The sequence below is a fragment of the Proteus sp. G2674 genome (assembly GCF_009915195.1).
In the GTDB taxonomy this organism is placed as follows: domain Bacteria; phylum Pseudomonadota; class Gammaproteobacteria; order Enterobacterales; family Enterobacteriaceae; genus Proteus; species Proteus mirabilis.
Genome location: NZ_JAABLS010000016.1, coordinates 21,942 through 46,759 on the forward strand (window position 1 = coordinate 21,942; position 24,818 = coordinate 46,759).

Below are 24,818 nucleotides of genomic sequence, written 5' to 3' on the forward strand. Positions count from 1 at the left end.
GATACATTATTTCCATAGTCAGCTTATACTCGCTTTTAACGACATCAAGATTATTTTTTAAAATGTCATTATGTTATTTAAATATCATGATATTTAAATAATTATATATATTTTCCTTAATGACCTAATTTTTATTAAGTTACATTTGATTTATTTAATTATTATATATTAAAAAATCAGAACGATTATTTTAAGTTTCTATAAAAATAGAGTTTATATTTATTCTTATAATCTGAGCGTTGTTTCTTAAACTATAAATATAATCCATTAATTCCTACATAGGGGGAGATAATGAAACATACATTGTTAAAAACGACTGCAATTGCTATGGCATTAAGTGTGGGAGTTGTGCAAGCGACTGAATATAAAGCGAGTACCGCAGAACATCCAATCAAAATAGTTAATTTAGATGCTCTTGAAAATCAAGTAAAAGAAAATATGGATAAAGGCGCTTTCGGTTATATTCGTGGTGGTGCTGAAGACGAAAATAACTTGCGTTCTAATACAAATGCATTTAATAAAAAATATATTATGCCTCGTGCATTACAAGGGATTGAATTTTCCGATCTGAATTTAAAAACAGAATTTTTAGGTATTAAATTAGATACGCCTATTATTCAGGCACCGATGGCAGCCCAAGGGCTTGCTCATCAACAAGGCGAAGTTGCCACAGCAAAAGGTATGGCGAAAGCGGGCTCTATTTTCTCATTAAGTACTTATGGTAATAAAACCATTAAAGAAGTCGCGCAAGCACAACCGGGTTATCCGTTCTTTTTTCAGCTATATATGAGTAAAAACGACGCGTTTAATCAGTATATTTTATCGCAAGCAAAACAGTATGGCGCGAAAGGTATTATTTTAACGGTTGATTCTCCTGTGGGGGGATATCGTGAAGATGATATTAAAAATAGTTTTCAATTCCCATTAGGTTTTGCCAATTTGGAAGCATTCGCCAAAATCAGTGATGATAAATCAAAAACAGGTAAAGGTTCGGGTATTAGTGAAATCTATGCTCAAGCTAAACAAGCATTTACTCCTGCTGATATTCAATATGTGAAAAAGATGTCAGGTTTACCAGTCATTGTGAAAGGTATTGAATCACCTGAAGATGCCGATACTGCAATTAAAGCGGGTGCTGATGCGATTTGGGTGTCTAATCATGGTGGTCGTCAGTTAGATAGTGCACCAGCAACCATTGATGTATTGCCAGCCATTGCCAAAGTCGTGAACAAACGTGTTCCTATCGTTTTCGATAGTGGTGTTCGTCGTGGCTCACATGTCTTTAAAGCGCTAGCGAGTGGTGCAGATGTTGTTGCTGTAGGGCGTCCAATTCTTTATGGATTAAATTTAGGCGGTGCTGAAGGTGTGAATTCAGTTATTGAGCAATTAAATAAAGAGTTAAGAATTAATATGATGTTAGGTGGTGCAAGAAACGTCAAAGAAATTCAAGCAACACACCTGTATACAGATGCTGACTTTAAATAAGCCATTATTTTAATCTCAGCGAGTAAAAACCCCATGCTTAATCTTAAGCATGGGGTTTTTATTGATTAGAAACGACTTAATGTGCTTCGCTAGCTATGTCACCAAAACAGAGATTATTTTGATTATTAATCCCCCCATCGGGTGATGAGTAACCTAGACAGCCTAATATCGAGTCAAAAATATTATGATGATAGAAAGTCCGGTTATTATCTTGATTTCGTTTGAGATTATCAAATAACTGTTTATTTTCAGGCTCAGCTAAATAGCTATCTGACATCCACACTAAGAAAGGCACTTTAAATTGTTCTGGTGGTGCAATTTCTTTTGGTGTGCCGTGTAAGCCACCTTTTTCTGAAATTGACTCGCCGTGATCTGAGGTATAAAACACAATGGCTTTTTTATCACGCAAGGTATTAAGTACACCATCAATAAAGTAATCAGTATAAAGAATAGAGTTATCATAAGCATTGACTAGCTGCTCTTTGGTGCACTCATCGTCAACGTTTAAGCATTCAGGTTGGTATTTTTTAAATGCGTTTGGGTAACGTTGTGAGTACATAAAGTGTGAACCTTTAGTGTGTAAAATTACTAAGTGGTTACCTTTAGAATAGTGAGCAACGGAATCTGCGACTTCGTTAATAAGCAAAGTATCATCTAATTCTTTGCCAAAATTACTATTTTTGGCGGTCATCATCTCTTTCATGGCATAGTTATCTAAATCAAGCTTATTGTAAAACCAAAGCTCACTTTGCATTGAAAAGAGTTCTGATGTCATTCCTAGCTGATGTAATACTGAGAAAATATTGTTCTCTTTTAACGTTCGTTGATCGTTATTTTCTGTACCGTTTTCACGCACAAACATACATTTTAGCGAAAGTTTTGTTGCTGTATCGCAAGAGATACCTTTCAGAGCAATCAGATTTTTTTCTTGGCTTAATAGGGGATTGGTTTGTCTTTCATAACCGAATAGCCCCATATGATCCCACCTTGCTGTCTCGCCAATAATAAAGACCACATAGACATCTTCATTGGCTTTTGACGGGATATAGGTAAAGTTATCCGCGGGATCAAAGATATTCTGGCTATTAAAGTGGTCGTCGTACTGTGTTATCGCATATTGAAATAAAGGAATAATCCAGTTGGTCGGTAAATAGGCGTAACTTAAACCACCACTGTAGCTTGGTAAATCTAAGTTATTCTTGATTTCATAGGCTTTTTGTTTCGAATCTAAGGTTTTTAGATAGGCAAATACCGCAAGAGCAATTACGAGCATTTTGACCGTATTTTTGATCCAGATTTTTTTCTTTTGCTGCTTAGTTATATTTTTTTCTGGTTTCTTACATAACCAAGTTAGCGCTAGGGGTAAAATAGATAACCCAATAATCCAAATAATCACATTAGGGCTAATCAGCTCTTTTGATAAATCGATATCTGTGGTGAGCGTAGAAATAATAATGCCATAGCCAATAACTACATCAAAGAAAGAGATATAGTAACTAGCACAAACACTAATGAGCAGAATAAAAGAAGCGACTATTTTAAAAAATAGTGTGCCACAAAAAGAAATAAGTCGTAATAAGAAGAAAGTAAAGGCAATGTTTACTGCAACTTCACCCAGTATATATAAACTTTCAATGAGGGAGTTGTGAGAATTCTGTGTGCCATAACGGCCAATGTAAACGGAAAGATTAAGAAATAAACCAATATAGACAGCTAAAAAAAGAGAAACTTTTTCTTTTGAAAATCGTAAAAACTTTAATTTTTGCATGTTGAGCTATTATCAAATTTTTGGGGTGTAGAGGTCTTTAAGACCGCATTGTTGTTTTCAGGTTCAGTATTATGGGCTTTTTTTTTATTGTTTTTCACCTTTTTTCTTGCGAATAAATTGTTATTCAAAATATTAATTCTTAAAAATTTACCTAAATAAGAATATAGCAAGTCAAATTATCATATTGTCATCAAATAATGATGTGTTTAGTTGTTAAATAAAAATAACTAATTGTATTTATTGAAAAATAATAATTTTATTGATGAGAAGAATACATAGAGAAAATCGTGTTAATTAGACCGATTAATCTTTGCTATTACTGCTTGCTCATCGTCGACAGAAAAATCGTCATTAGTGTCGATAATTGTTTCCTTTTTGTCTCTTACTCATCTTATTACTGATAACTGTCTGTTATTTTTCTTTATTTTTCATCTAATTATAAAATATTTAAAATAATGGCTTATTTGGCACAGTCTCTGCATAGATAAAGGAGAGAATCGGGTATTAACCTGAAAGTTGATGAACACAGGAGCAATGTTGATGAAAAAAGTCATCACGGTCTGTCCGTATTGCGCCTCAGGATGCAAAATCTACCTGAAGGTGGAAAACGGTAAAATCATTGGCGCTGAAGGAGCCAATGGTTTAACAAACCAAGGTGAGCTGTGTCTGAAAGGGTATTATGGATGGGATTTTATCCATGATACTAAGATACTGACTCCACGCCTTAAAACACCTATGATCCGCCGTGAAAGAGGTGGAAAATTAGAAGCGGTTTCTTGGGATGAAGCTATTGAGTTTGCGAGTAGCAAACTACTTGCTATCAAAGAGAAATATGGCGCTAAAGCTATTATGACAACCGGTTCATCACGAGGACCTGGTAATGAAGCTAACTTCGTTATGCAGAAATTTGCTCGTGCGGTTATCGGAAATAATAATATAGACTGCTGTGCTCGTGTCTGACACGGCCCTTCGGTTGCAGGTCTGCAGCGTTCGGTCGGTAATGGTGCTATGAGCAACTCAATCGTTGAGATTGAGGATACCAAATGTCTATTTGTCTTCGGTTATAATGCCGCAGACTCGCATCCTATTGTCGCTCGCCGTATTGTTAAGGCGAAAGAAAAGGGTGCCAAAATTATTGTATGTGATCCACGCTATATCGAAACAGCTCGCTTGGCTGATTTACACTTAGCATTGAAAAATGGTTCTAATATTGCACTGCTAAATGCTATTGCCAATGTGATCATAGAGGAAAAATTATACGATAAATCCTTTATTGAAAATCATACCGAGCAATTTGATGAGTATTGCCAATTAGTCGCAAGTTACACCCCTGAGTCGGTAGAAAAAACAACGGGGTTAAGTGCACAAATTATCCGTGAAGCCGCGCGTATGTATGCCAAAGCGGAAACGGCGACAATCTTGTGGGGAATGGGGGTAACACAGTTCTATCAAGGGGTTGAAACCGTTCGTTCACTCACTAGCTTAGCATTATTAACCGGTAATCTTGGTAAGAAATATGTTGGGGTAGGTCCTGTTCGTGGTCAAAATAACGTACAGGGTGCTTGCGATATGGGAGCACTACCTAATACGCTACCAGGCTATCAGTATGTTACTGATGCGAAAGCGCGTGAAAAATTTGCCAAAGCTTGGGGCATTGAATCGATGCCTGAAGAAGTAGGCTATGCGCTTAGTGAAGTTCCTCATAATATCGACCATGGTTTAATTAAAGCACACTATGTGATGGGGGAAGATCCACTACAAACTGAGCCAGATTTAGCCACTATTCGTAGAACCTTTGAAAAACTCGATTTACTGATAGTACAAGATATCTTTATGACCAAAACAGCATCGATTGCTGATGTTGTTTTCCCTGCCACATCATGGGGTGAACATGAAGGGGTGTACACATCAGCAGACCGTGGATTCCAGCGTTTCTATAAAGCGGTAGAGCCTGTTGGTGATGTTAAAACAGACTGGCAAATAATCAGCTTAATGGCAACAGCAATGGGTTATCCAATGCATTACAACAACACCAAAGAAATTTGGGATGAGTTGCGTGAGTTATGCCCGATTTATTATGGTGCAACTTACGAAAAAATGGCTGATTTGGCGTATATTCAATGGCCTTGCCCAACAGAAGATAGCCCAGGTACACAATATCTTTATGAAGGCGGTAAGTTCGATACTCCTAATGGTAAAGGTCAATTCTATACTTGTGAGTGGGCGCCACCTATTGATCAACTCTCTGATGAGTTCCCAATGGTATTGGCAACGGTTCGTGAAGTTGGACATTACTCTTGTCGTTCAATGACAGGTAACTGTAAAGCATTAGCTGCATTGGCTGATGAACCCGGTTATGTTCAATTAAACACTGAAGATGCCAAACAGTTAGGAATTAAAGATCAAGAGTTGGTTTGGATACGCTCTCGACAAGGTAAGGTTATTACTCGTGCTGCGGTCAGTGATAGACCAAATAAAGGTGCGGTATATATGACTTACCAATGGTGGATTGGGGCTTGTAACGAACTAGTTGCAGAAAACTTAAGTCCAATAACCAAAACACCTGAGTATAAGTATTGTGCGGTTTGTGTTGAGTCAATTAAAGATCAAGCTCAAGCTGAGCACTATGTAAAAACAGAATATAACAATATTAAACGTCGTTTAAGAGAAGCCGCTGAAGGCTAACTTTGCTGATTAATATTTATTTTCTGTTCGAAAACCGAGCATGACTGATCTAGATATCAGTAAGCTCGGTTTTTTTATCGCTTTATGCTTAGGCTACTTGCTTATTTAAATGTAACGTTAGTGGTAAATCGGGATGTAATTGGGTTGAATCAAACTGATGTGATGGATGAGTGTCTACGGTTGGATAACGGGATAATAACACAATAAAATCCTGATAAGCAGAGTGGTGATTGTCATGCGTAAAAATAGGTGTACCACTATGATTTAACTCATTATCTGCAATTAACAATATATCCAGATATTGGGCATTATTATGCTCATAGAGAACATTATTAGGATTAATATCTTGCCAAGGTGTACCTATTGCTTCTTGAGGAGAATGAACACGTAATGCGCCGGAATTATTTTTTACATTATTTTTATTCATCATGACAATCATGGTGTGATCAACACCATCTTTATGCACCCCTTCAATAGAAAGCTCACTTAACGAATTAGGTTCAGCAATGAGTCTTAAATGAAATACCGTTGAAATTGATTTAGGGGATTGTTGATCGGTTAAGCGGCGTGGTGTGAATCGATTTCCTTCAATCAGGAGCATTTTCAATTTTAATAATGCTTGGTAAGCGGTATTGCTTTGCCAGCGATCGTCAATTGCTCGAAAGTGTCTTTGTGCACCGCTATCTTCACGAATAAAGCCATCTTCTTCAGTGAGGACAAAAGGTTGATACTCTAGTCGTGAAATGGTTTTAGCCTCATTATCGAAAAGGTAGCGTCCGGTGCGAGAGTGACGAAACGACAATGTGGGATCTTGCGCGAGATAATCACCATATTCTATGAGTGTATCTATATCTTTCTCTGTTGCACCTAATTGTTTTATTAAATCAATAACTATTTTTTGTGGAATAAAAACATATTTATTATTTTTATATTCTTCTTTTATTTTATTAATTTTATTCGTAAGCAGGTCATTCATAGGTAATATGCTCCATGGATTATTTATATTCTTATAATAAGTTAGCGTTAATTAACTAGTGATAATAATTAAAGAAATATAACCACTAAAATTATAGATAGGGATAAAAAAGTTGCCAATGGACAGAAAAAAACGAGTGTAACAAATTAATTACACTCGTTTTACAATATCGGCTGTAGTGGTCGTAAAACTAAAGAATTTCAGGGATGGAAATACCTAAGCGTTGCATACGTGATAATAAGGTGGTTCTTTTTAATCCTAATTTTAATGCCGCACCTCTGGCACCAGCCACTACACCGTTAGTTTCTCTAAGGGCTTGTATTATCCGCTCACGCTCTTCATCATCACTTTCAGGTGCGCTAGTTTGCATCTTTTTTTCTATGGCTGATGGTTGCGAAAGCACTTGTTTTAAACGAGATGGTTTATTGATATTTAACTCTTTTAGTTGCAAATTTAGCGTAGAGCCTCGAGTTAAAATAACCGCGCGCTCAATAATATTTTCAAGCTCTCGTACATTTCCCGGCCAAGGATAATGGGTTAATTGCTCCAAAGCATGTGTTGGAATACAGTCTATTTTTCTATCCATGCGGCGGGCAATTTTTTGCGTAAAATATTTTGCCAATAAGGGGATATCTTCAGGTCGCTCCCGTAATGGCGGGATAATAATAGGAAAAACATTCAGACGATAATAGAGATCTTCTCGAAATTCCCCTTCATCCGTCAGTTCACATAAATCTTTATTGGTCGCTGCAATTAAGCGTACATCCACAGGAATAACTTTATTACCACCTAATCTTTCGATTTCACGCTCTTGGAGAACCCGTAATAGTTTTGGCTGTAATTCAATGGGCATATCGCCAATTTCATCGAGAAAAAGCGTACTTTTATCTGCCATTTCAAATCGACCCACATGGGCATGTGTTGCACCCGTAAAAGCGCCTTTATCATGTCCAAAAAGGTCACTTTCTAACAGACCGGAAGGTACTGCTGCACAATTCATTTTTATCATCGTCTTATTTTTACGATGACTTAAACGATGGATCGCTCGTGCAATTAACTCTTTACCAGTACCTGTTTCGCCTAAGATAAGTACAGTACTGTCACTTTGAGCGACTAACTCAATTTGTTCTAGTACATTATGCATGGCATCGCTTTGATAAATAATCTCGCTAAAACTACCATTTCTATTTATTTGTTCATTAAGCCAAATATTTTCGTTCTTAAGGCTATCTTTAAGGTGAGTTATCTCTTCATAAGCGGCGGCATTTTCAATTGCAATCCCGATGCGCGCGGCAATTTGTTGCAATAATTGACAAGTTTCTTCAGTAAAAACACTACTTATTTCATGCGCTAGGATTAATAAACCTAGCGGTTTACGGTTAAAAGCCAGTGGCAATAACAAAGCCGTCTGCATATTTTGTTTTACGAGACGTTTAATCAAAACATCGTTTTGATCTTCTTTATTGATATCGATTAAAACGGGTTTGTTTTGATGAATAATTTCTTCGGCTTTGTTATTGGCGCTACTGAACTTACGTTGTTGACGAATGACAGATTTTCCTGTCTGATAACGACTAGAATAAAGAATACCTTCATGACTATTTTGTGATGAAGTACGACATAACATCAGACTAATATGATTAAGTCCGAAAAAACGATGTATTTCTTTAGATACTTCAGAAATGAGGCCATCCATGTCTAGATGCGCTAATACAGAATTTGTAATATCGACAAGTATACGATATTGATTCCGCTCACTGCGAAGGCTCTCCATAGTTTCAGCATTGTTACTGCTTAATTTCATGACACCACCGATTGCCCTAAAAAATTAACTATATTGTAATCGCTTTATTATAAATTTATATCAATGACTGAGTCATTTTTGATCCAAACCGCTATTTTCTTATTTAACGGGAAAGTAAAAAATATAAATTTAACAAATCGATATATATTTATTTATATATCGATTGATTAGATCGTCAAAAATGTCGAATAAATTGACGAAATATAATTTTTCTAATTAATAATCATTTTTATTTGCAAATTAGTTAATTGAAAAATAAGGATTAGTTAATTTAAAAATAGATTGGCATGAACCATGCTATATCTAATATATAGATACCTAATTGTTATTCTAAATTAGATAATTAATTGCGTTTATCGCCAATATAACGGCTATATATAACAAACAGCAGGAGAATATGATGAACCGTTTCATCATTGCAGACCCTAAAAAGTGTATTGGTTGCCATACCTGTGAAGTAGCATGTGTTGTTTCACATCAGCAAGCTTCCCAAGATAATTTAGCAATCGACCAAATTAGTGAGCAAAATTTCCAACCACGCATTCATGTGGTGAAAGGCTTTTCAATTAGTACCGCAGTTGTCTGCCATCAATGTGAAGATGCTCCTTGTGCCAATGTCTGTCCTAATGGTGCCATTATTCATAATAAAGATTATTACTATGTCGATCAGGATAAATGCATTGGTTGTAAAACCTGTGTCTTGGCTTGTCCTTATGGCACTATGGAAGTGGTTTCTCGTCCGGTTATGCGTAAATTAACCGCTCTCAATACGATTGAAGCATTTAAAGCTGAAGCCAATAAATGTGATTTATGTCATCACCGTGCTGAAGGTCCTGCTTGTGTTGAGGTCTGCCCAACGCAGGCATTAGTCTGTATTGATAGAGATGCACTTGAAGATATGGTTAAAGAGCGTCGTCGTAAAGCGGCTTTTGAAACAGGCGCTGATTTATTGTTCTAAGATCAAGAATAAAGCAACTATGTCCTGATACTATAGTTGCTATTATTTATCCTGCTTCAAGTAAGGTATAGACATGCATGAAATCGCGCTTTGCCAGAGCGCATTTGAGATAATTGACTCACAAGCTAAATTAAATAATGCGCAAAAAGTAAAAAGCGTTTGGATGGAGATCAGCGCACTATCTTGTGTTGAAGTCTCTGCACTTGAGTTTTGCTTTGATATTGTTTGTCGAGATACTATCGCACAAGGTTGCCAGCTACATATTGAGGTTATCCCAGCTAAAGCATGGTGTTGGGATTGCCATCAAGTGGTGACTGTTTCGACTTTTAATGCAGGTTGTCCTGCTTGTGGTAGTCAAAATTTGCGGGTTGAGAATGACGATGCAATGCGCATAAAACAAATAGAGATCGAATAGGGGTTGTTATGTGCCTTGGTATTCCAGGTCAAGTTGTTGAAGTGGGAAAAACCATCACTGAAAATGCATTGGTCGATGTTTGTGGTGTTAAGCGTGAAGTGAATATCGCATTAGTTTGTGAAGGCGAGCCTGATACGATGATTGGCAAGTGGGTATTAGTGCATGTGGGTTTTGCCATGAGTATCGTTAACGAACAAGAAGCACAAGAAACCCTTAACGCATTGATGGCGATGGGGGAAGTCGAAGACGATGTGAGTGCTTTTCTCTATGGTGAGGAAAGTACAGCTAAACGTGCTTGAGCAAATTTAATACTATTTGCATGGTTGCTGACTTTTTCTTATACTCTATTTTCACTTTTCAAAGGCTGGGACGACCCAGCTTTTTAATCTGTATATTCAGGGGACGACCCCAATTATCAATAGGGGTAGTTTATGTCTTGGATAATTCTCTTTGTCGCTGGCCTATTAGAAATTGTGTGGGCGGTTGGTCTTAAATACACTCATGGTTTTACCCGTTTAACACCAAGTATTATTACGATCAGTGCGATGATCGTGAGTATGGGGATGTTATCGTATGCGATGAAAGGCTTACCTGCGGGTACGGCTTACGCCATTTGGACCGGTATTGGTGCCGTTGGTACGGCTATCTTTGGTATTATCGTTTTTGGTGAATCCGCCAATATTTATCGTTTATTGAGTTTAGCGATGATTGTTTTCGGTATTATTGGTTTGAAATTGGCGAGCTAATTTTTATATTCACGCAGTTTAGCGATAAAAAAAGCCACTCAATGAGTGGCTTTAATTTTATTTATCAAGCGATTATAGTGTAAAAACACCAATAATTGCGATAACACTAATAATTGCTGCAGCACCATAAAATACCCAATTACTAGCAGGTACATGCACTTTAAAATCGTGCAACGTATGGTGAATACGGTGTAATGCACACCAAACTGGCAGAATAATCATTAGCAGTAAGAAAATACGACCAATAAAACCTTGGCTAAATGCCATGATACGATCGTAAGTAAATGCTTCTGGCGCAATACCCATCGGGATTAGAATACCGAGCAGGATAATAATTGCTGGAGAGACAATCGCACTCCACATACCACCTGCACCAAATAATCCCCAGAAAATAGGTTCATCAGAGCGCTTAGGAAGTTGATTCTGATTCATTATTTCCTCCTGGGTTAAACAATTAGCGCCACTGCCAGAATAACGACAGTCACGACGATGGTTAGACCCCATAAACCACGAACGATAGGCTCTTGTGGTAATTTTTCATCTTTAACGACGATATTAACGGCTTTCGGTGCAAGCTTAAACCAAGTGGCCGTATGGAATACCGTTGCGATAAGGGTCACAATATTAATCAGCATCACTATTGGGTTACTTAGGAATCCAACGAATCCCGCCCAACTTTCTGGTCCATTTTTCAGTGCAAATACACCGAACAGTACAACCAGACTGAACCAAAGTTGTGGTAGACAAGTTCCTTCACGGGTGATGTAGAAACGATAGAAACCGAGTTTCGTCCACCAGTTTGGCTGCATACCACGAACATAAGGCTTACGTTTTGTTGTCATGTCTTGTTTCCTCCTTAACGTGGTTTCAGCATGGCAATGACAAAGTCTTGCGCACTGGCTGCTTTACCCTGCTGAATAGCCGCAGCAGGATCCACATGTTTTGGACAGACTTCAGAGCAGTAGCCCACGAAAGTACAAGACCAGACGCCATTTTCACCATTTAATTGAGGCATACGCTCTTTAGCCCCGTGGTCACGGCTATCGGTATTGTAACGTTGTGCTAACGTAATCGCTGCAGGACCAATAAACTCAGGATTTAAACCAAACTGAGGACATGCTGCATAGCATAAACCACAGTTGATACAACCAGAGAATTGGTGGTATTTCGCCATTTGAGCAGGAGTCTGTTTATTTGGACCTTCTGAAGGCTTGCGATCATTTCCTAAGATGTAAGGTTTAATCGCTTCTAAGCTTTCAATAAAGTGAGTCATATCGACGACAAGGTCGCGCTCGACAGGGAAGTTACCCAACGCTTCGATTCTCACCCCATTTGGGTAGTCACGCATAAAGGTTTTACAAGCCAGTTTTGGGACTCGGTTAACCATCATGCCACAAGAGCCACAAATCGCCATACGGCAAGACCAACGGTAAGACAGATCTGGCGCTAAGTTATCTTTAATATAACCCAATGCATCCAATAATGAGGTTTGCTCATCGTAAGGCACATCATAAGTGACGAAATGAGGCGCATCATCCGTTTCGGGGTTATAGCGCATGACTTCCATCTTAACGTGCTTCATGTCATCAGCCATTCGCTTTCTCCTTATTCTGCTTGTCTTGTGCAGTCGCTTCACCACCATAGACACGTTTAGCAGGAGCAGATTTGGTGATCTTCACATCGCTATATTCTAAACGCGGTGCACCTTCTGGGTTATAGAATGCCAGGGTGTGTTTAAGGAAGTTCACGTCATCACGCTCAGTACAACCTTCGTCAAGACGTTGGTGTGCACCACGAGACTCTTTACGATTGATTGCAGAATGCGCCATACATTCAGCGACATCTAAACCAAAGCCAAGCTCAATTTTATACAGTAAATCAGTATTAAAGACGCTACTGGTATCTTTAATTTCTACGTGTTTAAAACGTTCTTTTAGTTCAGTCAGTTTATCAATGGTTTTTTGCATTAATTCAGGTGTACGATAGATACCGCAACCTTCTTCCATGGCTTCACCCATTTCATCGCGGATCTGAGCCCAATTTTCAGAACCTTTTTGGTTCATCAGTTTTTTCAGATTGTCTTCGATGTCACGAGTTTGTGCATCTAATGCTGATGCGTTAGCAGGGGTTGCTTCTTGGGCACGACGAACAGCTTCTTCCCCAGCAAGACGACCAAATACCACAAGTTCAGCCAGTGAGTTAGAACCTAAACGGTTAGCGCCATGTAAGCCGACAGATGAACACTCACCCACCGCAAACAGACCTTTAATACGTGTTTCTGTGCGCTGATTAGTCTCGATACCACCCATGGTGTAGTGTGCAGTTGGACGAACTGGAATAGGTTCATTAACTGGATCAACACCCACATACGCTTTTGCCAGTTCACAAATGAATGGTAAACGTTCATGAAGTTTTTTCGCACCCAGATGACGTAAGTCAAGATGCACAACATCACCACGGTGAGTTTTAATGGTACGACCCGCGCGCCACTCATGCCAGAATGCTTGAGAAACTTTATCGCGAGGACCTAATTCCATATATTTATTTTCGGGTTTACCTAATGGTGTTTCTGGTCCTAGGCCATAATCTTGTAGATAACGGTAACCATCTTTATTGACCAGAATACCCCCTTCACCACGGCAACCTTCGGTCATCAGAATACCTGAGCCCGGTAAACCAGTTGGGTGATATTGCACAAATTCCATATCACGCAGTGGCACGCCATGACGTAAGGCTATCCCCATACCATCACCTGTAACGATACCGCCATTAGTATTATAGCGATAAACGCGACCTGCGCCACCTGTTGCCATAATGACAGCATTAGCACGAATTTGAACTTTCGTCCCTTCCATCATATTAATAGCAACAACACCACGAGCGTGGCCTTCATCAACAAGGATATCGAGAACGAAATGTTCATCGAAACGTTGAATTTGTGGGTATTTTAAAGAGGTTTGGAACAGAGTGTGTAACATGTGGAAGCCGGTTTTATCGGCGGCGAACCAAGTCCGTTCGATTTTCATCCCACCAAAACGTCGGACGTTGACTGACCCGTCTTCTTTACGGCTCCAAGGACAGCCCCAGAGTTCTAGTTGAGTCATCTCTGTTGGACAATGCTCAACGAAGTAATCAACGACATCCTGCTCACACAACCAGTCACCGCCAGAAACGGTATCATTGAAGTGAAAGTCGTAGGAGTCGTGAGCCTGAGTCACTGCTGCTGATCCGCCTTCTGCTGCCACAGTGTGGCTACGCATAGGGTAAACTTTTGAGATCAGAGCAATTTTCAGTTGAGGATTTGCTTCCGCTGCAGCAATTGCTGCTCGTAAGCCTGCGCCCCCGGCTCCGATTATCGCTATATCGGCATTAAAGGTTTGCACTGCGCTTCTCCATTGTTCAAGTGAAAATTGGAATAATTGTCTAGAATTCAATTCACTGACATTATTAATTTAGTAATGCTATTTTTTAAGCTATCCGTAACGAAAATGTTTCACTGCCTTGTGACTACGCTTGATAACATCGTTATTATCATTGACTGTAATTTTAGTATAACGAAATGTAAGGTACGGAAATTTGATATGAATGATGGTTTTCCCGTATTTCACAAAAAAAGTGTGATCTACACCAAGAATTCTCGGTTTTACTAATAATTAACCAGATAAACTTGAGCATAAAATAAAATATTTAATTCTAAAATAAAAATAAAGTTAGCAATGAATAATTCGTTTTTAAAGTATAGATAATTTGAATTACAAAGAACAATGGTTTTTTGTTATTGACTGATTTTTAAGGTAAAATAAATTATCTTTAAGCTGTTTTAATATAATTTAATAAAAATATAAACAAATAGTTAAAATAAACTTTTACTATTTATCTAAAACAAATCGATTTGTCTTATTAATTGTTAATAAAATATTAATAAAATCTCTTAAAGATTATAATAGCCATCAAACTTAACGGCGCTAAATATTAAATAGTGCTTAAAATTGATAAAAAATAGACTTATTTTATATAAGAAAAATATGAGTTTATTGTTGAACTTAATTGAGAAAGAGAATTATTCTAATTTTTATTTTTGATACACCGTTGCGCTATTAGTGGCATAAAAAGTTGTTATCGTTATTGGCTTGGGATAGACGTGCTATTGCTAGTGACGAAAAAACGCAAAAAAGTAGATGATTTGTAGAATTGCATTGATTGCATTTATATGTTTGTCGATATTTAATCAATATAATTGGTGGGAATGAAAATATGGTACATCTTTTCTGGAAGAAATTTGTCTGTTGAAGAGGATGCGAGTAAACTGCACGCTTTGTTTTCTGTTGGAGTTTTTCGTTCATGAGTGAAATCGCGGATTGGCAGCCAAGCGCCTCAATCGCCAACTTACTGAAAAAGGCGAAAATTGTCAGTAATATTAGGCGTTTTTTCGCTGATCGTGGTGTTTTAGAAGTTGAAACACCGATGATGAGTCAGGCTACCGTTACCGATATTCATCTATGCCCATTTGAAACCCAATTTGTGGGGCCTGGTGCTTCTCAAGGGCTAAAGTTATATTTAATGACCAGTCCTGAATACCATATGAAGCGTCTATTAGCGGCAAACAGTGGGCCAATTTATCAAATGGGGCGTTGCTTCCGTAACGAGGAAGCCGGTAGATATCATAATCCGGAATTTACGATGCTTGAATGGTATCGACCTTGTTTTGATATGTACCGGTTGATGAATGAAGTCGATGATTTATTACAAGAAGTGCTTGATTGTGAAGCGTCTGAATCGCTCTCATATCAACAAGCCTTTTTGCGCTATCTCGATATCGACCCTTTATCTGCAGATAAAGAAAAGTTACGTGAGGTTGCGGCAAAGCTTGATTTATCAAATATTGCTGACACAGAAGAAAATAGAGATACGCTACTGCAATTACTTTTTGTGTCAGGTGTAGAGCCTCATATTGGTCTTGAAAAACCAACCTTTATCTATCATTTTCCTGCTTCACAAGCTTCCCTTGCTGAAATCAGCTCAGAAGATCATCGTGTTGCAGAGCGATTTGAGGTCTATTTTAAAGGTGTTGAGTTAGCAAATGGTTTTCGTGAATTAACGGATGCTAAAGAGCAACGTCTTCGTTTTGAACGTGATAATCGTCAACGTGTTGCCATGGGATTACCTGAACAGCCTATTGATGAGCGTTTTTTAGCTGCGCTTGAAGCTGGATTACCTGAATGTTCTGGGGTTGCTTTAGGCGTTGATCGCCTGATTATGCTCGCACTCGGTGTTGAGCGTATTAGTGATGTGATTGCCTTCCCTGTTTATAGAGCATAATTTATTTGCTAATCAGATTAAAAAGAGAGTTTAGGCTCTCTTTTTTAATATGAATAATATGGAAAAATACGAAAAATTGGTAAACGAGCATTTAAACGAGCATAAAATTAGCCTAAAACACAATATACTGTGATAACAAACGAGTAAAGCGTATGGATAATCGGAGCGATTTTCACTATGAGACACGGTGAGAGTAGCAGAGCAACTCAAGGGAAATTATCCTGCCCTTTATTGATAAGAGCAGGATAACAGAAATAAAGGTTATTTAGCTTGTTTTTGTAAGAACTTAACCCCTAAATCAGGGAAATCAGTAAATACCCCTTCGGCACCCGCTTGGTTATAAATAATGTCATAAAGCTGATCGCCATCTTTGGCATATTTAGGTAGTTTATCCACTCGTACCGTAAATGGATGAATGGTTAACTTGTTGGCATGAGCATCGGCGGCCATACCGGTTAAGGTGATTTTATCTGGTGTCGAGTCTTCTTCTACTAACATATGATAATCAGGGCCAATGCCATCAGCATAAGTCGCAATTTCTTTCATGGCGCCAGGTTTAAACATCCAGTCATAACTGTAGTTTGTCCATGTGCCATCTGGTTGTTTTTCATATGTCTCATTCCAATCGGTATAAGCGATTAACTGAACCAGTTTTAAATCCATCCCCATTTGTGGCATCAATTCTGTTTTAATGCGTTTTAGATCGTTAGGATCAAAGGATTGTAGATAAACATTATCGCTCTTTTGGGTATAGCCATACTGTTTTAAGACTTCGAGAACTTTTTTAGTAATGTCTTTCCCTTCTTGTTCATGAAACCAAGGTGCTTTGATCTCAGGATAAATACCAATATCTTGTCCTGTTGATTTGTTTAAGCCTTGGATAAACTCAATTTCTTCTTGGAAAGTGTGGATTCGAAAATCGGATTTTCCCATTGGGAAACGATTTGGATAACTTTGGACTTTTTTACCGTCAACAATATCGAAACCTTCGGTAAATTTCAGTCCTTTGATCTCATCAAGAGTAAAATCGATAGCATAGTAACGGCCATCTTTTCTTGCTCTGTCTGGATAGCGTTCAGCAACATCGGTGACACGATCGAGATAGTGATCATGCAAGACAACCAGTTGGTTATCTTTTGTCATCACCAGATCTTGTTCTAGATAATCGGCACCTTGTGCATAGGCGAGTGCTTTGGCAGGTAAGGTGTGTTCAGGTAAATAACCGCTGGCACCACGATGGGCAATCACTACTTTATCGCTTGCTGCTTGTGCGATTGTACTTAAAGATAGAGTTAAAAGAACGCCCGCCACTAACGGTTTCAGTTTGAAAGGTGTACTCATAAAGTTGCTCCATTTTCATTTTCGTACAATAAAGCTATGTACAGTTGGCAATAAAAAAGCCACATCAGAAAGTTGATGTGGCTTGATTTTTAGAGATGAGATTTAATCAATTTCATAAATAATCAGTTAATGATTATTCATACTTCTGTGACATTTCACGTTTGTGTTTGGTTTCATTTATCATCACGATAAGTAATAACACAACAGATAATACACTACCGCCGATCATGACCATAAAGCCACCGTCCCAACCGAAGTAGTCAACGGTATAACCTACGATAGCACTTGCCGCAACAGAACCCCCTAAGTAACCGAATAGACCGGTGAAGCCTGCTGCGGTACCCGCAGCTTTTTTCGGCGCTAATTCAAGGGCGTGCAGACCAATTAGCATAACAGGACCATAGATTAAGAAACCAATGATTAACATACATGCCATATCAATATTCGGGTTACCTGCTGGGTTCATCCAGAATACGATAGTGGCAATGGTTACTAAGGTCATAAAGAATACCCCAGTTGCACCACGGTTACCTTTGAACACTTTATCTGACATCCAACCACACAGCAGTGTGCCTGGAATACCTGCGTATTCATATAAGAAGTATGCCCATGAGGATTTATCCATGGCGAAATCTTTGACTTCGCGAAGATAAGTTGGAGACCAGTCCAATACGCCGTAACGAAGTAAGTAAACAAATACGTTAGCAATTGCAATCATCCACAGAAGTTTGTTAGGGAAAACATACTTCATAAAGATTTCTTTTGCTGTCAGTTCTTGTTCGTCTGTTTCTTTATAATCAGGTGGATAATCGTTTTTATATTCTTCGATAGGAGGTAGACCACAAGATTGTGGTGTATCGCGCATTAATGCAAACGCAATCATCGCTACTAAAATCGCCGCGAATGCTGGCATATATAATGCTGCTTTCCAGTCGTTAAACCATGCCATACCTAACAGGAACAGCAATGGCGGTAAACCACCACCGACGTTATGAGCACAGTTCCAAATAGAGACGATACCGCCACGCTCTTTTTGTGACCACCAGTGAACCATGGTACGTCCACAAGGAGGCCAACCCATACCTTGGAACCAACCACACAGGAACAACAGCACGAACATGATCATAATGCTCGAAGTTGCCCATGGCACAAAGCCCATAATTAACATCACAATGGATGCAAGAATAAGACCTGCGGGTAAGAAGTAACGCGGGTTAGCACGGTCAGAGAATGACCCCATGATAAACTTAGAGAAACCGTAAGCAATCGAGATCCCTGATAAAGCAAAACCCAGATCCCCTTTAGAGAATCCCTCTTCAACGAGGTAAGGCATTGCTAAAGCGAAGTTTTTCCTTACTAAATAATAAGCAGCGTAACCAAAGAAAATCCCCATAAAGATTTGCCAACGTAAACGGCGATAGACAGGATCTATCTGTTCCTTTGGCAGACGCGCTTTATGTGGCGCAGGTCTAAACAGACTTAACATATTAGCCTCCGATGGCTTTTATTTTAATATGTTGATATTAAACAATGACAAAACGAACAACAAAGTAATCAAAAAATTTTCTTTAACGAACGTAATAGTAAACTTGTTGAAGTAAATTTACTGTGAAGTAATACTCAGTTGTCGAATAATTTTTCAAGATGTGTAATTTTGAGTGATATGTTAACTTTATGAAACACTTTCTGGTAAATAATTTGTGATTAGTATCACATATGTCGTTTTAATTTTTCACTCATGAGCGTTTCTCTTTCGTTTTTGCTCATTATCAAACATTAACCACATTTTTTGTGTATCTTATACACTATAATTAACGTTAAAGAATAATTAAGCGTTTGCTGAATGTAATGTGAGAGGGCATCTCTATGATGAGCGGTTCACCAGTGACAGAAACAGATGTCATTATTATCGGCGGTGGAGCTACGGGGGCAGGCATGGCAAGAGACTGTGCTCGTCGTGGATTACGCTGTATCCTACTGGAAAGACACGATATCGCAACCGGTGCAACCGGTCGAAACCATGGTTTATTACATAGTGGCGCACGCTATGCAGTGACCGATCCGGAATCAGCGCGTGAGTGTATAGAAGAAAACATGATCTTAAAACGGGTCGCTCGTCATTGTGTTGAAAAAACGGATGGCCTTTTTATTACTCTCCCTGAAGATTCGTTAGAATTCCAACAAACCTTTATTCAATCTTGCCAAGCGGCAGGTATTGATGCTCAAGCCATTTCACCTGAAGAAGCTATTCGCTTAGAGCCTTCGGTGAATCCTAATCTTATTGGTGCGGTTAAAGTACCTGATGGTACGGTTGATCCTTTCCGCTTAACGGCGGCCAATATGTTAGATGCACGTGAACATGGCGCGCAAGTACTCACTTATCATGAAGTGATGGGCTTGATCCGTGAAGGCGACCGTGTGAAAGGTGTACGTGTTTATGATCATCAATCTAAAAATATGTATGAGATCCGCGCACAAATAGTGGCCAATGCCGGAGGAATATGGGGACAAAAAATTGCAGAATATGGTGATTTAAAAGTCCGCATGTTCCCAGCAAAAGGGGCATTACTGATTTTAGGACACCGTATCAATAATATGGTGATCAACCGCTGTCGTAAGCCTGCGGATGCCGATATTTTAGTGCCTGGCGATACCATCTCATTAATAGGAACCACCTCAACTCGCGTTCCTTATGATGAAATCGACAATATGTATGTCACCCCTGAAGAGGTTGATATCCTGATCCGTGAAGGTTCAATGCTGGCACCTAAACTGGCTCAAACTCGTATTTTACGTGCTTATGCCGGTGTACGTCCTTTAGTGGCCAGCGACGATGATCCTTCTGGTCGTAATGTGAGCCGCGGTATTGTATTACTTGACCATGCACAACGGGATGGACTCGAGGGCTTTATCACCATAACGGGTGGTAAATTAATGACTTACCGATTAATGGCTGAATGGGCCACAAACAAGATCTGTGAGAAATTAAATATTTCAGCAAAATGTACCACGGCTGAAGAGCCACTGCCTGGCTCTCGCCAATCAGCAGAGCAAGCATTGCGTAGTGTGGTGTCGTTACCGGCGCCAATTCGAGGCTCAGCGGTTTATCGTCATGGCGATTTAGCCAATAAATTATTGAGTAATGAGCGTATTGATAAAAGCTTAGTGTGTGAATGTGAAGCGGTCACGGCCGGTGAAGTTCGTTATGCAGTGAATTCTTTAACCGTGAATAATTTGCTCGATTTACGCCGTCGTACTCGTGTGGGAATGGGAACTTGCCAAGGTGAGTTATGTGCTTGTCGCGCTGCAGGATTATTAAATCGTTTACAAGTCACAACGCCTCATGGCTCCGAACAACAACTTGCCCATTTTCTAAATGAACGTTGGAAAGGTATTCGTCCTATCGCATGGGGTAATGCATTACGTGAAAGTGAGTTTACCAGTTGGGTGTACCAAGGTTTATGTGGCTTAGATGCCGATATGATTGATAAAACAGCTTCAGTGGAGGCCGATGATGAAATTTGACGTTATCATTATAGGAAGCGGATTAGCGGGACTGACTGCGGGGATCCGCCTTGCTGAAGCGGGCAAATCTTGCGCCATTATCAGTAATGGACAAAGTGCGTTACATTTTTCATCTGGATCACTGGATTTATTAACGCATCTTCCTGATGGCACGCCAGTTTCTCATCCGAAACAAGCGTTATCAACACTGGCACAACAAGCACCAGAGCACCCATATAGTCGTATTGGTGAAGCAAATGTCACTCAATTGATAGAGCAAGCGCAAACGCTGTTATCAACAACGAGAAATTTAGACTATAAAGGTAACGGTGATGAAAACCATTACCGTATTACCCCGGTTGGACGTTCTCGCATGAGTTGGATGAGCCCACAGCGCGTGCCGACTTATAGCGTTAATCAACCATTCCCATGGAAAAAAATAGCGGTGGTGGGGATTGAGGGATTCTTGGATTTTCAACCTCAGTTTGCAAGTAGTACTTTAAATGAACAAGGTATTGAGGCCATTCCTTATCACATTCATTTACCTTTATTGGATAGACTACGTGATAATCCAAGTGAGTTTAGAGCAATTAATATTGCGCGCTATTTAGATAAGCCTGAAAACACGCAAGCATTAGCAGAAGAATTAATTAAACACATAGATAATAGTGTTGAGGCGATTGTACTACCTGCATGTATCGGGCTAGATGAAGAAGCGCCAGTTAATTTATTACAAGAGTGTGTGGGTAAACCAATTTGTCTATTACCGACATTACCGCCTTCATTATTAGGTATTCGCCTACATCAGGCACTAAAACTGCGTTTTCAACAAGCAGGTGGTTTGATCATGCCGGGTGATCGCGCAGAAGAAGCCGATTTAGTTGGTAATAAGGTTGTCGGTATTCATACCCGTAATCATACTGATATCCCTATCCGTAGCGAGCATGTCGTATTAGCCACAGGCAGTTTTTTCAATAATGGCTTAATTGCGGAATTTGATCGTATTTACGAGCCATTAATGGAATTAGATTTGTTAGAAAGCTTACCGCGTAATGAGTGGACACAAGTCAATGTGTTTGCCAAACAGCCTTATATGCGATTTGGTGTTAATACAGATAGTCAATTAAGACCGTTAAAATATGGTGAAGCGTTAGACAATGTCTATGCGGTGGGGGCGCTTTTAGGTGGTTTTGATCCTCTAAACGAAGGCTGTGGTGCAGGTGTCTCCATGATAAGTGCACTCTATGCAGCTCAACAAATATTACAGAGTGATAAATCGCAGCACACCACATCTGCGGCTGTGGAGGCAGTACTATGAGTTTACAAGATACCAGTTTTGAAAGTTGCATTAAATGTACAGTTTGTACGACCTATTGTCCTGTGGCAAAGGTCAATCCACTCTATCCTGGACCTAAACAAGCAGGCCCTGATGGTGAGCGTTTACGCTTAAAAGATCCCATGCTTTATGATGAAGCACTGAAATACTGTACTAACTGTAAACGTTGTGAAGTGGCATGTCCTTCAGATGTAAAAATAGGGGATATCATTTCCCGTGCTAAACTTAACTATAATCCTAAAACACCTAAAATTCGTGATGCTATTTTAAGCCATACTGATTTAATGGGAACGCTCTCTACGCCAATGGCGCCGATTGTTAACACTATTACCGGATTAAAACCAGTACGTAAAATCTTGGATAAAGCGCTTAAAATCGACCATCGTCGTGAATTACCCAAATACTCTTTTGGTACATTTAGAACATGGATGAAAAAACAGGTTGAAGAGCAAGCACGCTTTAAAGATCAGGTTGCGTTTTTCCACGGTTGCTATGCTAACTACAATCACCCTCAATTAGGGAAAGATTTAGTTAAAGTATTCAATAAAATGGATATTGGTGTTCAACTATTAAAACGTGAAAAATGTTGTGGTGTTGCATTAATTGCCAACGGCTTTGTGAAACAAGCGAAAAAACAAGCTACCGTAAACCTTGAATCTCTGACAGAAAAAATTGTGGAGAACAACATTCCGGTTGTTGCTACATCTTCTACTTGTACTTTCACTATTCGTGATGAATATGAACATATTCTAGATATTGATACTTCAAAAGTACGGGAAAATATAGAATTAGCAACACGTTATATTTATCGGTTATTGGAAGAAGGGCGTGAATTACCATTAAAACATACCCCATTAAAAGTGGTTTATCATACCCCTTGCCATATGGAAAAAATGGGGTGGGCGGCTTACTCCATTGATTTAATCAAACGTATTCCTGGGGTAGAAGTGATTGTATTAGATTCACAATGTTGTGGTATTGCCGGTACTTATGGTTTTAAATCCGAAAACTACGATGTTGCGCAAGGCATTGGGGCGGGATTATTCCGTCAAATTGAAGAGAGTGGTTGTGATTTAGTCATTACAGATTGCGAAACCTGTAAATGGCAAATAGAAATGTCAACAACCAAAAAATGTGAACACCCAATTAGCTTATTAGCTCGGGCATTGTAGAAAAATTAATGAGATAACAATAACGTAGTCACTGATCACAATAACAAGCAATTTGGGAATAAAAGTCGACCTTTTATTCCCTTTTTTATTACTTTACACCACATTGTGAGTCAACAGGGTACAGAGCACCCTGTTGGTGCCATTAATATTAATCCTTAATATAACCACTCACGTCCTAATTGGTCTGCTGCCATAATCGCCGCAAACACTTTATCGGAATCAACATCAAATGGCATATTGTAAATTGTTTCACCTTCTGCACAGCTTAATTCTGCGACAGCCATGATTTTTTCATTTAATTCATCACCTGTAGCATGTACGCCTAATTCTTCTAAGGTAACAGGTAAGCCAACTTGAACACAGAAATCGAGTACTTCTTCGATCTCTTCTAACGGGCTATTTTCTAGCACTAGTTGAACTAAAGTACCAAAGGCGACTTTTTCACCGTGATACATTGCATGGCACTCTTCTAATGCAGTGAAACCATTATGTATTGCATGTGCGGCGGCTAATCCGGCACTTTCAAAACCAATACCGCTTAAAAAGGTATTTGCTTCGATAATATTTTCAACCGCAGTAGTACACACACTACGGCTGACGGCAAGTTTGGCTTTATAGCCATCTTCAAGTAGGGTGTGATAACAAAGCTCTGCTAATGCCAGTGCTGCAAGGGTGGTTTTACCTCCAGCCATTGTTTGCTTTTGTGCTCGACTACAGGCTCTTGCTTCAAAATAGGTCGCTAAGGCATCTCCCATCCCTGCCACTAATAAACGTGGTGGTGCTGAGGCAATTACATTGGTATCCATAACAACGATATCAGGATTTTTCGGGTAGAAAAGATAGCTATCAAATGCGCCTAGTTCTGTATAAATAACAGAAAGTGCGCTAGTAGGGGCATCGGTTGATGCGATAGTCGGAGAGATCACCACAGGTAACTGGCATTTATAGGCGACGGCTTTGGCGGTATCAAGGGTTTTTCCTCCCCCAACACCAATGATAACAAGAGCGGCTTGTTGTTTGGCTATCTCAACTAAGCGGTCAATCTCTTTATGTGTACATTCACCGTGAAACTGTTCAAAGTGTCCATTGACTTCATACTGTGTCATGCTGTCTTTGACGATGCTGCCAGCCAGATCCATGACAAACTTATCAGCGATAATCAATGCTCTCTCACCCAAAGGTTTTGTATATTTCCCAATATGATATAACGCATCAGGCCCTTGGATATACTTCGCTGGGGATTGAATAACTTTTAACATAATAGACTCCTACTATCTTCAAAAGAGTAAAAAATCTTTATGGCGGGGAA

Annotated in this window: 20 protein-coding genes; 10 read left to right on the forward strand and 10 right to left on the reverse strand. The window is 39.2% G+C overall.

What is annotated here, in order from left to right; translation table 11 throughout:
• Nucleotides 1-291 precede the first annotated feature (291 nt).
• Complete coding sequence (locus GWI58_RS07265; protein WP_004245423.1) at nt 292-1,485, forward strand: lactate oxidase; 1,194 nt, start codon at nt 292-294, stop codon at nt 1,483-1,485.
• 76 nt (nt 1,486-1,561) lie between these two features.
• On the opposite strand, the gene eptB is transcribed toward GWI58_RS07265, so the two are convergent.
• Entirely contained in the window at nt 1,562-3,253 is a 1,692-nt protein-coding gene (eptB, locus tag GWI58_RS07270; protein WP_049256166.1) for a kdo(2)-lipid A phosphoethanolamine 7''-transferase, read from the reverse strand.
• 540 nt (nt 3,254-3,793) lie between these two features.
• Between eptB and fdhF the strand changes: the two genes are divergently transcribed.
• The gene (gene fdhF / locus GWI58_RS07275) at nt 3,794-5,938 is read left to right on the forward strand and encodes a formate dehydrogenase subunit alpha (protein WP_080544259.1); all 2,145 of its coding nucleotides are present in this window, start codon (nt 3,794-3,796) and stop codon (nt 5,936-5,938) included.
• An 88-nt stretch (nt 5,939-6,026) separates the two neighbouring features.
• Here the strand turns inward: fdhF and GWI58_RS07280 are convergent, their stop codons facing one another.
• Both GWI58_RS07280 and GWI58_RS07285 read right to left on the reverse strand, forming a co-directional pair.
• On the reverse strand, nt 6,027-6,914 hold the full coding sequence (locus GWI58_RS07280) for a 2OG-Fe dioxygenase family protein (RefSeq protein ID WP_012368813.1): 888 nt from the start codon (nt 6,912-6,914) through the stop codon (nt 6,027-6,029).
• Between the two features lie 190 nt (nt 6,915-7,104).
• Nucleotides 7,105-8,718 carry a sigma 54-interacting transcriptional regulator gene (locus tag GWI58_RS07285; protein WP_094959943.1) on the reverse strand — a complete coding sequence of 538 codons (1,614 nt, stop codon included), beginning with the start codon at nt 8,716-8,718 and terminating at the stop codon, nt 7,105-7,107.
• A 400-nt stretch (nt 8,719-9,118) separates the two neighbouring features.
• On the opposite strand from GWI58_RS07285, the gene hydN reads away from it, so the two are divergent.
• The 4 genes from hydN to sugE all read left to right on the forward strand — a co-directional run bounded on the left by hydN (nt 9,119) and on the right by sugE (nt 10,837).
• Entirely contained in the window at nt 9,119-9,676 is a 558-nt protein-coding gene (gene hydN / locus GWI58_RS07290; RefSeq protein WP_004248867.1) for an electron transport protein HydN, read from the forward strand.
• Nucleotides 9,677-9,749: 73 nt separating this feature from the next.
• The gene (gene hypA / locus GWI58_RS07295) at nt 9,750-10,091 is read left to right on the forward strand and encodes a hydrogenase maturation nickel metallochaperone HypA (RefSeq protein WP_161769044.1); all 342 of its coding nucleotides are present in this window, start codon (nt 9,750-9,752) and stop codon (nt 10,089-10,091) included.
• A gap of 8 nt (nt 10,092-10,099) precedes the next feature.
• The gene (hybG, locus tag GWI58_RS07300; RefSeq protein WP_004245414.1) at nt 10,100-10,390 is read left to right on the forward strand and encodes a hydrogenase maturation factor HybG; all 291 of its coding nucleotides are present in this window, start codon (nt 10,100-10,102) and stop codon (nt 10,388-10,390) included.
• A gap of 132 nt (nt 10,391-10,522) precedes the next feature.
• Nucleotides 10,523-10,837, forward strand: a complete 315-nt coding sequence (gene sugE / locus GWI58_RS07305; RefSeq protein WP_004245413.1) for a quaternary ammonium compound efflux SMR transporter SugE — start codon at nt 10,523-10,525, stop codon at nt 10,835-10,837.
• Nucleotides 10,838-10,909: 72 nt separating this feature from the next.
• On the opposite strand, the gene frdD is transcribed toward sugE, so the two are convergent.
• From frdD to frdA, 4 genes are read right to left on the reverse strand one after another with little or no spacing between them, the layout of a single operon-like run.
• Nucleotides 10,910-11,269, reverse strand: a complete 360-nt coding sequence (frdD, locus tag GWI58_RS07310; protein WP_004245412.1) for a fumarate reductase subunit FrdD — start codon at nt 11,267-11,269, stop codon at nt 10,910-10,912.
• 14 nt (nt 11,270-11,283) lie between these two features.
• Nucleotides 11,284-11,679 (reverse strand): fumarate reductase subunit FrdC, encoded by a 396-nt coding sequence (frdC, locus tag GWI58_RS07315; RefSeq protein WP_004245411.1) that lies wholly within the window; start codon nt 11,677-11,679, stop codon nt 11,284-11,286.
• 14 nt (nt 11,680-11,693) lie between these two features.
• Nucleotides 11,694-12,431 carry a succinate dehydrogenase/fumarate reductase iron-sulfur subunit gene (locus GWI58_RS07320; protein WP_004248868.1) on the reverse strand — a complete coding sequence of 246 codons (738 nt, stop codon included), beginning with the start codon at nt 12,429-12,431 and terminating at the stop codon, nt 11,694-11,696.
• Nucleotides 12,424-14,220: a fumarate reductase (quinol) flavoprotein subunit gene (gene frdA, locus GWI58_RS07325; RefSeq protein ID WP_094959944.1), complete on the reverse strand. Its 1,797-nt coding sequence runs from the start codon at nt 14,218-14,220 to the stop codon at nt 12,424-12,426. Before frdA ends, GWI58_RS07320 begins: the two co-directional genes overlap by 8 nt.
• Nucleotides 14,221-15,178: 958 nt before the next feature.
• On the opposite strand from frdA, the gene epmA reads away from it, so the two are divergent.
• Nucleotides 15,179-16,156 (forward strand): elongation factor P--(R)-beta-lysine ligase, encoded by a 978-nt coding sequence (gene epmA, locus GWI58_RS07330; protein ID WP_004245408.1) that lies wholly within the window; start codon nt 15,179-15,181, stop codon nt 16,154-16,156.
• Between the two features lie 261 nt (nt 16,157-16,417).
• Here the strand turns inward: epmA and glpQ are convergent, their stop codons facing one another.
• Nucleotides 16,418-17,497, reverse strand: coding sequence for a glycerophosphodiester phosphodiesterase (gene glpQ, locus GWI58_RS07335; RefSeq protein ID WP_004248870.1), 1,080 nt, complete (start codon nt 17,495-17,497; stop codon nt 16,418-16,420).
• Between the two features lie 133 nt (nt 17,498-17,630).
• A complete protein-coding gene (gene glpT / locus GWI58_RS07340; protein WP_004245406.1) occupies nt 17,631-18,983 on the reverse strand; it encodes a glycerol-3-phosphate transporter in 1,353 nt (450 codons plus the stop codon).
• Nucleotides 18,984-19,363: 380 nt separating this feature from the next.
• Between glpT and glpA the strand changes: the two genes are divergently transcribed.
• Genes glpA through glpC form a run of 3 tightly spaced genes read left to right on the forward strand, consistent with a single transcriptional unit; the run spans nt 19,364 to nt 23,509 of the window.
• Nucleotides 19,364-21,022 (forward strand): anaerobic glycerol-3-phosphate dehydrogenase subunit A, encoded by a 1,659-nt coding sequence (gene glpA, locus GWI58_RS07345; RefSeq protein ID WP_004245405.1) that lies wholly within the window; start codon nt 19,364-19,366, stop codon nt 21,020-21,022.
• On the forward strand, nt 21,012-22,319 hold the full coding sequence (glpB, locus tag GWI58_RS07350) for a glycerol-3-phosphate dehydrogenase subunit GlpB (protein ID WP_004248872.1): 1,308 nt from the start codon (nt 21,012-21,014) through the stop codon (nt 22,317-22,319). The genes glpA and glpB overlap by 11 nt, the downstream gene beginning before the upstream one ends.
• Nucleotides 22,316-23,509 carry an anaerobic glycerol-3-phosphate dehydrogenase subunit GlpC gene (gene glpC / locus GWI58_RS07355; protein ID WP_004245402.1) on the forward strand — a complete coding sequence of 398 codons (1,194 nt, stop codon included), beginning with the start codon at nt 22,316-22,318 and terminating at the stop codon, nt 23,507-23,509. The genes glpB and glpC overlap by 4 nt, the downstream gene beginning before the upstream one ends.
• A gap of 155 nt (nt 23,510-23,664) precedes the next feature.
• Here the strand turns inward: glpC and GWI58_RS07360 are convergent, their stop codons facing one another.
• On the reverse strand, nt 23,665-24,768 hold the full coding sequence (locus GWI58_RS07360) for a glycerol dehydrogenase (protein ID WP_004245401.1): 1,104 nt from the start codon (nt 24,766-24,768) through the stop codon (nt 23,665-23,667).
• Nucleotides 24,769-24,818 lie beyond the last annotated feature (50 nt).

What these genes read in the sequence shown, in the direction of transcription:
- GWI58_RS07265 (WP_004245423.1), top strand. Translation starts at nt 292, where the DNA reads ATGAAACATACATTGTTAAAAACGACTGCAATTGCTATGGCATTAAGT.
- eptB (WP_049256166.1), bottom strand. Translation starts at nt 3,253, where the DNA reads ATGCAAAAATTAAAGTTTTTACGATTTTCAAAAGAAAAAGTTTCTCTT.
- GWI58_RS07280 (WP_012368813.1), bottom strand. Translation starts at nt 6,914, where the DNA reads ATGAATGACCTGCTTACGAATAAAATTAATAAAATAAAAGAAGAATAT.
- GWI58_RS07285 (WP_094959943.1), bottom strand. Translation starts at nt 8,718, where the DNA reads ATGAAATTAAGCAGTAACAATGCTGAAACTATGGAGAGCCTTCGCAGT.
- hydN (WP_004248867.1), top strand. Translation starts at nt 9,119, where the DNA reads ATGAACCGTTTCATCATTGCAGACCCTAAAAAGTGTATTGGTTGCCAT.
- hypA (WP_161769044.1), top strand. Translation starts at nt 9,750, where the DNA reads ATGCATGAAATCGCGCTTTGCCAGAGCGCATTTGAGATAATTGACTCA.
- hybG (WP_004245414.1), top strand. Translation starts at nt 10,100, where the DNA reads ATGTGCCTTGGTATTCCAGGTCAAGTTGTTGAAGTGGGAAAAACCATC.
- sugE (WP_004245413.1), top strand. Translation starts at nt 10,523, where the DNA reads ATGTCTTGGATAATTCTCTTTGTCGCTGGCCTATTAGAAATTGTGTGG.
- frdD (WP_004245412.1), bottom strand. Translation starts at nt 11,269, where the DNA reads ATGAATCAGAATCAACTTCCTAAGCGCTCTGATGAACCTATTTTCTGG.
- frdC (WP_004245411.1), bottom strand. Translation starts at nt 11,679, where the DNA reads ATGACAACAAAACGTAAGCCTTATGTTCGTGGTATGCAGCCAAACTGG.
- GWI58_RS07320 (WP_004248868.1), bottom strand. Translation starts at nt 12,431, where the DNA reads ATGGCTGATGACATGAAGCACGTTAAGATGGAAGTCATGCGCTATAAC.
- epmA (WP_004245408.1), top strand. Translation starts at nt 15,179, where the DNA reads ATGAGTGAAATCGCGGATTGGCAGCCAAGCGCCTCAATCGCCAACTTA.
- glpQ (WP_004248870.1), bottom strand. Translation starts at nt 17,497, where the DNA reads ATGAGTACACCTTTCAAACTGAAACCGTTAGTGGCGGGCGTTCTTTTA.
- glpT (WP_004245406.1), bottom strand. Translation starts at nt 18,983, where the DNA reads ATGTTAAGTCTGTTTAGACCTGCGCCACATAAAGCGCGTCTGCCAAAG.
- glpA (WP_004245405.1), top strand. Translation starts at nt 19,364, where the DNA reads ATGATGAGCGGTTCACCAGTGACAGAAACAGATGTCATTATTATCGGC.
- glpB (WP_004248872.1), top strand. Translation starts at nt 21,012, where the DNA reads ATGAAATTTGACGTTATCATTATAGGAAGCGGATTAGCGGGACTGACT.
- glpC (WP_004245402.1), top strand. Translation starts at nt 22,316, where the DNA reads ATGAGTTTACAAGATACCAGTTTTGAAAGTTGCATTAAATGTACAGTT.
- GWI58_RS07360 (WP_004245401.1), bottom strand. Translation starts at nt 24,768, where the DNA reads ATGTTAAAAGTTATTCAATCCCCAGCGAAGTATATCCAAGGGCCTGAT.